The 12084-nt window shown below is 51.1% G+C and carries 8 protein-coding genes; 5 read left to right on the top strand and 3 right to left on the bottom strand.

Translation table 11 applies throughout. The features are described from left to right. Positions 1-20: 20 nt before the first annotated feature. Positions 21-1175 (bottom strand): phosphotransferase family protein, encoded by a 1155-nt coding sequence (locus IX84_RS08485; protein WP_238578249.1) that lies wholly within the window; start codon positions 1173-1175, stop codon positions 21-23. A gap of 393 nt (positions 1176-1568) precedes the next feature. Between IX84_RS08485 and IX84_RS08490 the strand changes: the two genes are divergently transcribed. The 4 genes from IX84_RS08490 to IX84_RS08505 all read left to right on the top strand — a co-directional run bounded on the left by IX84_RS08490 (position 1569) and on the right by IX84_RS08505 (position 8712). Continuing rightward, positions 1569-4850: a PKD domain-containing protein gene (locus IX84_RS08490; RefSeq protein ID WP_044218643.1), complete on the top strand. Its 3282-nt coding sequence runs from the start codon at positions 1569-1571 to the stop codon at positions 4848-4850. Positions 4851-4921: 71 nt separating this feature from the next. After that, the gene (locus tag IX84_RS08495; RefSeq protein ID WP_044218645.1) at positions 4922-6457 is read left to right on the top strand and encodes a T9SS type A sorting domain-containing protein; all 1536 of its coding nucleotides are present in this window, start codon (positions 4922-4924) and stop codon (positions 6455-6457) included. Between the two features lie 31 nt (positions 6458-6488). Further along, a complete protein-coding gene (locus tag IX84_RS08500; RefSeq protein WP_044218648.1) occupies positions 6489-8186 on the top strand; it encodes an ABC-ATPase domain-containing protein in 1698 nt (565 codons plus the stop codon). A 55-nt stretch (positions 8187-8241) separates the two neighbouring features. Beyond that, on the top strand, positions 8242-8712 hold the full coding sequence (locus IX84_RS08505) for a DUF1648 domain-containing protein (RefSeq protein WP_044218649.1): 471 nt from the start codon (positions 8242-8244) through the stop codon (positions 8710-8712). Between the two features lie 2 nt (positions 8713-8714). Here the strand turns inward: IX84_RS08505 and IX84_RS08510 are convergent, their stop codons facing one another. Beyond that, positions 8715-9764 (bottom strand): SDR family oxidoreductase, encoded by a 1050-nt coding sequence (locus IX84_RS08510; protein WP_044218651.1) that lies wholly within the window; start codon positions 9762-9764, stop codon positions 8715-8717. 233 nt (positions 9765-9997) lie between these two features. On the opposite strand from IX84_RS08510, the gene lgt reads away from it, so the two are divergent. Next, a complete protein-coding gene (gene lgt / locus IX84_RS08515) occupies positions 9998-10918 on the top strand; it encodes a prolipoprotein diacylglyceryl transferase (protein ID WP_044218654.1) in 921 nt (306 codons plus the stop codon). Here the strand turns inward: lgt and IX84_RS08520 are convergent. After that, complete coding sequence (locus IX84_RS08520) at positions 10908-11480, bottom strand: GNAT family N-acetyltransferase (RefSeq protein WP_044218806.1); 573 nt, start codon at positions 11478-11480, stop codon at positions 10908-10910. The genes lgt and IX84_RS08520 overlap by 11 nt on opposite strands. Between the last annotated feature and the right edge of the window lie 604 nt (positions 11481-12084).

A 12084-nucleotide genomic window follows, 5' to 3' on the forward strand; every position in this document is an offset into this window, starting at 1 on the left:
ATTTTATTAATATTTTGATGTTAATCCAGCCCTGAAATTTTGCCTTTCCCCAGTGCTGCAGCACCCCGCTGCCCAAAGTACTGCACCGCCTGCAGCAAATTCGCAAAACGCGGGTCCTGCGTATGCCCTCTTTGGTAGCGAGCGTAAATCTGCTGCACAATCACCCCGATCTTAAAGGCGCCAAAGACGTAGTAGAAGACCGGGTTGGTGATCGTTATTTCCCGCTGCTGTGCGTAGCGGTGCAGCACCTCCTGCCGGTTGAGATTGCCGGGCAGCCAGGTGAGGTTGGCGGCAGCGAGGGGCATGAGGCGGGCTTCTTTCGGCTCGGTCCAGTAAGCGAGGGTGGTGCCCAGGTCCATCAGTGGGTCGCCCACCGTAGCCATTTCCCAGTCGAGGATGGCGCGGATGTTATGGGGTGGGTCCGGGCCGAGCACCAGGTTGTCGTATTTGAAGTCGTTGTGGATCAGACCTGCGGGGCCCTCTGCAGGCTTATTTTTTTGCATCCATTGTGCCAGCTCGTCCATAGCAGGCACCTTGTCCGTTTCGGCTTTGTAGTACCGCTTGATCCACCCCTCTACCTGCCGGCCGACGTAGCCCTCGGGTTTGCCCAGCTCGATGAGACCGGTCGCTTCAATATCAATCTGGTGAAGGGCTGCCAGTGTATCTACTGCCGATTCCGAGACTTGCCGCATTTGTTTGGGTGCCCATTGCAACTGTTTGGCTAAATTGCCCCTCAGGATGATGCCTTCCACCCGCTCCATCAGGTAAAAGGGTGCGCCGATGATTGCCTCGTCCTCACAGTAGACGATGGGCTGCGGAATGGTTTTCAGTACAGGTCTGAGTTTGGACAGTACCCGATACTCCCGCCCCATATCGTGGGCGCTCCTGATATTGGCACCGAATGGCGGGCGGCGGAGAACCGCTTCCCCCGCATTAGTTTTTAGCAGGTAGGTCAGGTTGGAATAGCCGCCGGGGAATTGTTGGATGCCCTCAATTTTCCGGAAGCCATCCCAATGCTGACGCAGGTAGGTTTGCAGGGCTTCCTGATCGAGGGCTTCCCCTTCACGGATTGGGCTGGGCTGATCGAGCATTTTTGTGGGGAAGATAGGAAAAATCGGCAAGAGATAGCCATGAACCTCGTCAGAGAGTATCTCCCGAAAGATTGAATAAACCAATCTGTGCTCAACCTGCTTTTTAACATTGTCATCCTCGTGACAAAACACAGGGTGAGCAAAATAAACAGCGCCCCATTCCTGAAATGCCACTGTAATTAGTGTACCTTTAAGCAAGACAAAGACAAGCGCTTAATTTAGCCTACGCAAAAGCTCAATTACACCGCTCAACCAATTATTTACCTTAATAAACTATTTGAACATGAATCTTTACGCTTTTTCACCCCCCCTCCCCGCGGGCTTTTTCTGACAATGTTATTGCTTATGTTTAGCTATTGGAGCGCCTCCGGGCAGTGCGATAGCCCGACAACAGTAAGCGATGGCAGTTTCGAATCTATTCAATCGCCTTGCACGCCGGGTCAAAATCAGTACAACGAGGCCTTTAACGATGGCTGCATGGGCGATTGGTTTGCCGGCAAAGGGACACCAACTTTAATTAAGACCGGTACTGTTTCGGATAACTCCGGAGTGATCAACACGCCATCGGGCGGTGGCAGTTACTATGCGGACCTTCACTCTATTACAACGAACAATACGCCCCCACTGTGCGAACACGAAGCGCTGGTCTTAGACCTTACGCTAGACCCGGGCTGCTCGTACGACATTACGCTTTGGTCAAGGATTTACGACCAGCCCCTAGTTACAGGTGAGTCCTCAGAGCTGACCGTCTATTTTACTTCCGGAATAACGAATGCGGTGGGCGCAACCGGCCCTCAGAGCTGCCTCAGCGCCCCTATGGATGCGGAAACGCATACGATTAATTCTTTTACCTGGGCCCAGTATAGCTTTAATATCCCTGCCGAAGCGGGTGATGATCAACTGGTCATCTTCGCCACTTCAACTAATTCTTCCATCAACTTTCGGACATTGATTGACTTGGTTACGGTTGAGGTATGCGAATCAGACCTCAACCCAGGCTTTGTAGCCAATGAAGTTGGAGTCTTCACTTATCAGTTTAACGACTTGACCTCTACTACCGCCACCAATAGTGCCGTAGAATGGTGCTGGGATTTTGGCGATGGCACCTATGCTTATACCCAAAACCCGGTACACACTTTCCCGGACAGCCAGCCCTACACCGTTTGCCTTACTATCAAGGATGAGAACGGATGTACAGCGAAGCACTGTCAGGGCGTTGTCGCCCAGCCACTCTGTGATTGCCTGGATGACCCGCTTGAAATCAATGCTGACCAGACCTGGACTTCTGATCAGGCGGTGAACCATAATCTGATTATCAGGACAGGAAGAACCCTGGAGCTTGACCTAATGACACTGAACATGGCCCCCGATTGTAAAATTTATGTGGAAAGGGGCGCAAAGTTAGAAGCAATAAAAAGCACCCTGACAACTGGTTGTACACAACCTGGCAAATATTGGAGTGGTATTGAAGTCTGGGGCAATGGGCTCGTCAGCCATCCTCCTCTTTCTCAGATTACATCTTCTATATATCCCTATTTGCCAGATCACCATGGTGTTGTTATTTTAGCTAACTGTGATATTACTAAAGCACATATTGGTGTACTGACGGATAATTTGGCTAACAATGGGCATGAGACCTACTGGCAGCCTTATGGGACCTGGGGCAAGCACTACGGTGGGATCGTATACGCATTGAAGTCTAACTTTACAGACAATAAGAGAGCTGCACATATCGCCGCATTCCCAGCAAACCTTACTGGGGCACCTCCCAACGCTCCAAACATCTCCCGCTTTATAGACTGTGTTATTGACGACCCTGCAAATGTCAGCACTCAAGGAATTTCAGTTTGGGGCAGTCAAAATGTAATTTTTGACAATACAAATTTCCTAGATATCATTGGTTACTCTCTATCTTTTGATGATGCAACCGGAAGGGTGTATGAATGTGAATTTAAGGATTTTGTTTATGGGATAAGAATTGATAACACAGCTGGGCATACAACAGGATTTCAAACCATTATTGGCGATGAGAACGACGCCTCAAAAGGAAACCTGTTTGAATTTGCCACATTAGGAGCTAGCAGGCCAATAGGTATTTGGGCGGATAATGCAGTTAAACTGCAAGTGCACAACAATCAATTCAATTCGACTTATAATCCAATATTTATTGCAGGGCCTAGTCAGTATACAGTTACCCAAAATACGTTTGATAACTTCATTTGGGGGAATATACTGCAAAACACGTTTGATAACTTATCTGAAGCAGACTACAATTGTAATCACTATGATGATCTGGGCTTGACCCGAGGAGTATATGTTTGGGGGAATAATGGTAACTTTTTATTCGAAAAGGAAACTTTCAACATTCCTTCCGGGCAGGATATGCTATTAGCTAATTCTGGAGCGACACTAGGTGAAATCAATGGAGCACAAGGCGGCTTAGGGGATCCTGTACTCAATCTATTTTCCGGAACCCAGCATATTATTTCACCCGCCCCACAAACAAACTCATTTACTTACTTCCACCCTGGGTCTAACCTTACTACTGCATTCCCAACCCTTACCTTCATTCCCGATAATACTGGGCAGAATTTTGTTAATATAGGGTATACATTAAGTTTTGCAGATTATGACGACGGCTGCCTTGAACTCGAAGGTGTAGGTGACCGTCCACGTGAAGGAGAATGCAAAACAGAAGAATGCTTGGACTCCTTAAACAACCTTTTAGCTGACAAGCGTAGCTTTATTGATGGCGGAGATACAGGAGAATTGGTTAATGCTCTTTTACAATCTCCAGCTGTACCAGATACCTACGGGGCTTTATCAGGTGCAGCACCCTACCTTTCAAATGAAGTCCTGTTAACCATGCTTTCGGTTGACATGGAGCTATCGCAAAAAGAAGCCATTTTATTACAAAATGCTCCAGTCTCTGCTTCGGTACTAAGTGCCGCCCAAAGTTTGATTACCGATGATACTTACCATGCGCTGCTAGATATCCGAGCATCTGAAGGGTATTCGGCTATGGAAGTCTTGATTGCAGAAATCAGTGGACTAGAATCAAAAAAGGCGAAGGCATTTAACCATATTTACAGCACTGCATTCATAGAAGGAGACTGGGCAACCGCCGAAAGCCTATTAATTGAAGAGGGCTCCTTTTCCTCCATGCGTAAGCTCGTTGGCCTAAAGCTGCGAATGGGGGAATTTGACGAGGCCGATGCTTACGTGCAAGCAATGACAACTGAAAATGATGAGGAGTCTACAATCGCTGATTTATTAGCGTTGGAAGTAGCCTACCGTTCTAATCCTGTGGATTATTCACTATCAGGCGGAGATGAGGCTTATCTCCAATTGCTCAGCCAAGACACATTATCTTCGACCTATACCTTTAGCCGTGCTTTGCTTAGATTAATTACCGGAGCACAATTTGCCCCTCCTGTTCCTCCAGATTCTCCTATTGACGGCCTGGTCCAACAACAACCTGGCTGGGCAGTTCCCCAGAGCCATAAAAGTCTTGAGGAAACAATTTCTATCCTGCCTAATCCTGCACAGGATATTGCGACAGCAATACTGCCTGTAAATGCTGAACCTGATTGGCGGGTAGAACTTTGGAGCTCTACCGGTGCTATTATTCAGTCCCATGACATCAATTCAAACCAGGTTGACTTTAACCTGGAGGGGCTACCCGCTGGATTTTATGTAGTCAGAGCCATCAACAAAGTTGAACCGCTCCAAATTCAGCAATCTTTGATCATACAATAAGTTTTAATTAATAAAACGCTCCGCTTTTACTTTTCAAGTTAAGGGCGGAGCTTTTTTAATTCCATAAAAAAATGAAAAAGCTTATTTTTTTGTTCTTTTCTGTCGCTACGAGCCTTCTTTTAATTGGACAACCTACTTTCCATAACATTTACGACATTACGAACGGTTTTTCGGAGAATGCATTCAATATGGTCGTAGTACAGGATGGCCTTTATTTAAATTGTGGCACTTGGTGCAGCGAAGATTTTAAATCTTGTCCTATCCTGTTTAAAGTCAATAATAATGGGGATAGCCTTTGGCATAGGCAGTATGATCATAATCTTGCGGATTATTCTATTTGGGATTATGTTATTGACCCCAATGAAGAATATCTATATGCCTGTGGAAGGATTGCAGATGAAGACCAATTGCCATTTATAGTGAAAATGAACGAATGGGGGGATACCTTATGGCTAAAGACCTACTATGAGCCCTATTGGGATGTTGCCTTTGACATAGAACAAGATCACGACGGCAACCTTGTTGTAAGTATCAACGGCGGGAGTTTTGGAGAATTTGGCAACTGGTCAGTCATCAAAACAGATACAGCCGGGCAGATGCTTTGGAGCACGACCATAGAGGACACTATTGATTATACCTATTATGGAAGAATTGCCGTGTTAGAGGACAATTCCATTATGATGGCGAACTACTTTGCCCCCCCTCTAGGCGAGGGAAAACGTGCCTATTCTGTAGCCAAGCTAAATGCGGATGGCGAGCAGGAATGGTGGCGGGAATATGACGTGCTTGAAAATTCTAGCACTCATCCTTCTTTAATCGCCGCTCATCCAAATGGAGGGGTTATTACTGGCTGGGCATTTGATACATTGCGACAGCCAGGGGTACACCCTGACGAAGGACCTTTCCTCAGATACCTTGACGCAGACGGAGAAATCATTTGGGAATACCGGTATTTAGACTACCGCAGTGCGGAGATCACTAATTTGACAATCGCGGAAAACGGCGACATCATTATGTGCGGATCCGCACCATCTACGAGTATCGGCCCCGATGATGCAGAAAGGGCTTGGCTTGCCCGGGTAACATCCGAAGGGGAACTATTGTGGAGAAGATACTATCGTGGGCTAAACCTGCCTACTCATACGAAGCCTTTCAACGCTGTAGTCGAAACTTCTGATGGCGGAATTGCTGCCTGTACAGATATACAAGATTTTAGCATCACCCCCATCCCCGATCCCGACGTATGGCTGGTCAAGACCGATGCCGATGGCTGCATCACCCCCGGCTGTCAGGACAGCCTGATTTACGTCAGCGTAGAAGAAATACCAGGCACCGGAGAAACGGCGCTCAGGGAAGTCTTCTTCAAAGCCTACCCAAATCCGGCTCGGGGCCCTATACAAGTGGAGTTCCTCAACGCCATCCGCTACGAGGAGCCAGCGCTGCGCTTATTCAATCTACAGGGGCAGCAGGTCTTGCACCAACGCTTACAGCGCGGGGCACAATCCGCAGAGCTGTCTACCAGCGGCTTGCCCAGCGGGCTGTATATTTTGCAGTATTCCTCTGCCGGGCGGGTGCTGCAGCAGGAGAAGGTGGTGAAGGTGGAGTAGGGTAGTGCGCCAAATTCTTAACTTTGTGCACATGAAAACCGCCCAACAACTACAATCCACTCTCCAACACCTCGACGGCAAAAGCTACAAAGCCTACAAGGACATCCGTGGGTCATATGCCTTTGAAGGGTTTGAGTTGTCCATCGATCAGGTGCAGGGCGATCCCTTTGCGGCTCCAAGCCGCGTGCGGGTGCGCATCCGGAACACCTTCCCCGATTGGGCGCAGGTCAACAAAAGCCGAAGGATCGCCCTGTGCGACTACCTCAACCGGCAGTTTAGCCGGGCGTGCCGGCGCTTCAGCAAAGGCAACCGGGGCAGTGGCAAAAGCGGGGCGGTATTCATCGCTCAGCCCGGACAGGAAATTCTGGAACGTACGGCGGTGGTGCTCGGCGAAGACTGGATTGAAGCCCGCTTCCGGGTGGGGTTGCCAGCCTTTGGGCGGCGTATTGCCGGACGGCAGGCAGCGGCTATCTTTGGGGAGGAAATCCCTCAAATCGTAGCCCACAGCCTGCCCTTTGCCGTGCAGGACGAAACTATTTTGAAGGAGCATATCTTCACCAATGAGGATGCCGATGCGCTTCGGGTCCGCCTACCGGAATTAGGGCTTGTCGTTTTTGTAGCCGATGGTGCCCTACTGCCCCGGGCCAGCGGTGTGGATGACCGCCCTATGCCCGGCGGGCTGCCTTTTCAATCGCCCGAAAGCCTGCGGGTGGAAGTGGCGCTGCCCAACCGCACCATAACAGGGATGGGCATTCCTGAAGGCATCACCCTCATTGTCGGTGGTGGCTTTCACGGCAAGTCTACCCTGCTGCGCGCAATAGAGCTCGGCATTTACAACCATATTCCCGGTGACGGCCGCTCCTTTGTAGTCAGTCAGCCAGGTGCCGCCAAGATACGGGCAGAGGACGGGCGCTACATTGAACGGGTAGACATCTCCCCCTTCATCAATAACCTGCCGGGCGGACAATCCACGCAGCAGTTTTCCACCCCTAATGCCAGCGGCTCCACCTCCCAGGCCGCCAATGTGATGGAGGCCCTGGAAGCCGGGGCAACGGCACTGCTTATTGACGAAGATACCTCCGCCACCAATTTTATGATCCGAGATCAGCGCATGCAGGCGCTTATTCCGCAGCAGCGGGAACCCATTACGCCTTTTGTGGACCGCATCCGGCAGTTGTACGAGGAGCAGAGCGTCAGTACGGTGCTGGTGCTCGGCGGCTCCGGGCTCTACCTCGATGCTGCAGACACCGTCATCGGCATGAATGCCTACCGGCCGGAAGACCTGACCGCGCGTGCCAGGTCCGTCGCGCAGGAGTTCCCCCAGCCCCGGTCAGTGGAAACGCCCGCTGCCTTTCCCACTCAATCCCGGCGCATACCCCTGCCCGAAAGCCTGAATGCCCAAAAAGGAAAACGGGAGAAAGTCCGGGCTTTTGACACCCGCAGCATTCAGTTTGGGCAACATGACATCGACCTGTCCGCTGTCGCCCAACTGGTAGACAACGGGCAACTGAACGCTGTTGCGGATGCCCTGCTTTACCTCCGGCGCTACCTGGGCGAAGCAACTCTGCCCGAAGCTCTAAACCGGATCATGCAGGATATCGAACAGCAGGGGCTTGGCGTTTTGCAGAAGGAGCCACATGGCGATTATGCGGCATTCCGCCCCTTGGAGCTGGCAGCTGCGCTGAACCGGCTGCGGGGGCTGAGGGTCAATCCCCGGGAGGCGTCATGATGCAAGGATTGAGTAATTTTAATCGGATACCCTTTTTACAATGAAGACTTAACCTATGAATCGGCAACTGTTTTTTACGTTGGATGTGCTAAGCCTGGCCTGCATCGCTTTCATGCTGGCTACCGGGCTATTTTACTATGGCTCCCTGCCGGAACAAATGCCAATACACTTTAATGCGGGTGGGCAGGCGGATGATTACGGCCCCAGAGCTATGATTTTCTTGTTGCCGGGGATTGCTATTGCGACTTCTGTGCTGGTGGGGCTAATCGGGCGCGACCCCAACAATTACAACTTCCCGGTTAAGGTCACTGACGAGAACCGGGTAGCGCTGATCGGGGAGTCGAGGCTGTTGGTCTCTGCCATCATGTTCGTGACTAACCTGCTGTTGGCATATATTCACTGGGGTATTTTGCAGATTGGATTGGGGCATCAGACGGGACTAAACGCTACTTTTATTTGGTTATTCATTGGAGCTATCCTTTTGCTGACCGTCAATGGCTATGTCCGTATGAAAAAGCTGGCTTAAGCTTACAGTAACCCGTCTTTTTCCAATTGTAGGATGTGCTCGCGCAGGGTCTCCGCCACCGGACGGTATTTCAGCCCCAGCTTTGCCCGGCTTTTTCGGTTGTTGAAACGCAGGGGGTAGCCGAGATTGCGGCGCAAAAAATTCCAGGAAAAGCCCTGGAAGGGACCAAACAGATAAAGGAAGATATTGGGGAGTAATTTTTTCGGGAAGGGATATTTATCGCCATAGCTTTCCCGAAGCATATGGCTCATTTCCAGTATGCTATGCTCTGAAGCAGACAAGATATGCCGGCCTTCCGCTTCGGATATAAATCCTGCCAGGAGATGTGCCCGGGCTACTTCCCTGACGTCTACCACACCGAAGTATAAGTCCGGTGCACCTGCTTTGAACTGCCCGTTGGCCATAGATTGCATAAACTGTGTACTTGTGCCATCGGTACGCTGACTAAGGGATGGTCCCATCACAAAGCCTGGGTTGATAGTGACCAGGTCCCACTCAGACTGCGTACCAGCGATTTTCCAGGCTTCCCGTTCGGCTACCGTCTTGGAGTAAGAATAAGGCTGGTGCCTGAGGGAGCTGCTTTCATTCCATTGGTCCTCCGTAAAAACCTGCCCGGGAGCGCTTTCCAGCTCTATCGCATCCCCGTAGATTGCTGCTACGCTTGAAGTCAGTACCACCCGCTGCACTCCGGGAGTATGTTTGGCCGTTTCCAGCACATTGCGGGTGCCCTTCAGTGCCGGGTCGATTAGGCTGCGCTGCGGGTCTTTGGTGTTGAGTTGGAATGGCGAGGCCGTGTGTATCACCAACGCACAACCTTTCATCGCCTCTGCGAATGACCCGGGCTTCAGCAGGTCTGCCTCAAAAAGCCTGAGCTGGCCCGATTCCCGGCTGTCGATTTCAGTAAGGTGAGCGACTTTCTCCGTTTGGGTTTTATCCCTTACGGTAGCGTGTACCACGTGGCCCTCCTCCAGCAGGAAGCGGACAATCCAGGAAGCGATGTAGCCGGAAGCTCCGGTGACGAGTACAGGGCGTTCTTTGTCAATCACAGGCATTTGAAAGGGTTTGATGCGTTATACGCGATACGAAGTGGTTTGCGACATTGGAGCAAGCCACTTCCCAGCGTAAATGCTGACATTGAGTAGGTTTGCTGTGGCAAACCACTTAATCGTCAGTATAAACAGTGGAACCGCTCCGTTCCGTGGGCATCCAAATTATCAAAAAATTAACCGATAAGCGCCCAAAAACCGCTAAAACATGCCTAATATTGGGGCACAAGTCAATACCTATGCAAGATCTTTTGGCCTACATCACCTGGACGGCTTCCCCTGAAATCATTAACCTTGGCCCGCTAACCCTGCGTTGGTACGGGCTGCTCTTCGCTGCCGGCTTCCTGGCAGGCTTGTACATTGTGAAGGCGATGTTCAAAGCCGAAAATGCGCCCGAAGAGTGGCTGGACCGTATCTTCATTTACATGGTCGTGGGCGCTGTGGTGGGCGCCCGTTTGGGGCATGTGTTCTTCTACGACTGGGACTACTACTCCCAGCATCTTACCGAAATTCCTATGGTGTGGAAAGGCGGGCTGGCCAGCCACGGCGGAGCGATAGGCATCATCCTCGCCCTCTGGATTTTCTCCCGTTTTGAGTCAAAGCGCTCCGTTCTTTGGGTACTGGACAAAGTGGTGGTCCCCACTGCCCTTGCCGGGTGCTTCATCCGCCTGGGCAACCTGATGAACTCCGAAATTGTAGGCAAGCCTACTGACGTCGCCTGGGGCTTTAAATTTCCCCGCAACGAGACCAACCTCTGGGAAAAGTGCTCGGCCTGCATTGAGCGTGCCGGCCAGGGTTGCGTGGAAGTGGCAGAAATGGCGAGTGGTAAGTTTTGCGTGGAGCTCAGCGAGGTGCCGGTCCGCCATCCGGTGCAGCTGTATGAATCCATCAGTTACCTGCTCACCTTCTTCCTGCTCTACTGGGTGTACTGGAAAACCGATGCGAAGAACCGCCTGGGCCGCATGTTCGGGTTGTTCCTGCTGCTGGTTTTGGGCGTCATCCGCTTTGGGCTGGAGTACTTCAAGACGAGTCAGGGCGGATTTGAGTCGGCGGTGAACGCAGGCCTGAGCACCGGACAGCTGCTGAGCATTCCCTTTATGCTGGTAGGCTTATTCTTCCTGTTGCGCCCGGCTAAGGAGAGCCCGGCGGCTAAGTCTTAGTTCTTAACCCCAAAGCAACCACCACCCAATGCTCCCCCCACGGGTCGGTATACTCGTGTATGTTTTGGAACCCGACCTTCTCATGCGCCCGTATCGACCGGGGGTTCCGGGTAGAGATTTCAGTAACGATAAAATCAAAATCCCCGGACAGGCGCTCCTGCATATCCCGGTACAATCCGGCAAAAACGCCACTGCCCCGGTAGGGCTTAGCCACACACACCTGACCCATCACAAAGTAAGCCCATTCCTGTAGTGGCTTACCTTGGCAAACAACCCCGTCGAGCAGTTCAAACATAGGGAATAAGATCGGAATGCGGTCGCGAAAGCGAGTCTCCATCACCAGCGCGTAGCCTGCCAGGGTGTTTCCATCCCATGCTGTGCTATGCCCAAAGGGCGTGTTCATATCCCGCAGCGTCTCCATATCGTGATCTACGGTGACAAAGCCCTGCTTTTTCAGCTCTTCCGCCGTAATTTTTGCCGGAAGGTTGATCTTTTGCAGTTGCATAATGGCTTGCAAGTCATTATCGCCAGTGGCGGCACGGTAGGTTATGGTATTGGGCATAAGCGTAAATGCTGGTTCCTCGTAAAAATAGGAAACCCGTTGGCAATTTTTTGGAAAGCGGGGGTACATAATAGAACACTGATGGCACTGATCTGACTGATCACACTGATCTTGCAATCCGGTGCCGCCATACTAGCATGCCACCGCTCGCAATCCGTGAAAATCCGTGAAATCAGTCTAATCTGTGTCCCCCAAACGCCGCGTAACGCAATAGAACACTGATGGCACTGATCTGACTGATCACACTGATCTTGCAATCCGGTGCCGCCATACTAGCATGCCACCGCTCGCAATCCGTGAAAATCCGTGAAATCAGTCTAATCTGTGTCCCCCAAACGCCGCGTAACGCAATAGAACACTGATGGCACTGATCTGACTGATGGCACTGATCTCTGCAATCCTGCTGCCGCCATACAGACATGCCCCGCTCTTATGCCCCTGCTCGCAATCCGTGCAAATCCGCGTAATCAGTCCAATCAGTGTTCCCTCACGCCACACAGGACAAAAGTACACTGATGGCACTGATCTTTGCAATCCGATGCCGCCATACAGACATGCCCCGCTCTTATGCCCCTGCTCGCAATCCGTGCAAATCCGCGTAATC

The organism is Phaeodactylibacter xiamenensis (assembly GCF_000759025.1).
Lineage (GTDB): Bacteria > Bacteroidota > Bacteroidia > Chitinophagales > Saprospiraceae > Phaeodactylibacter > Phaeodactylibacter xiamenensis.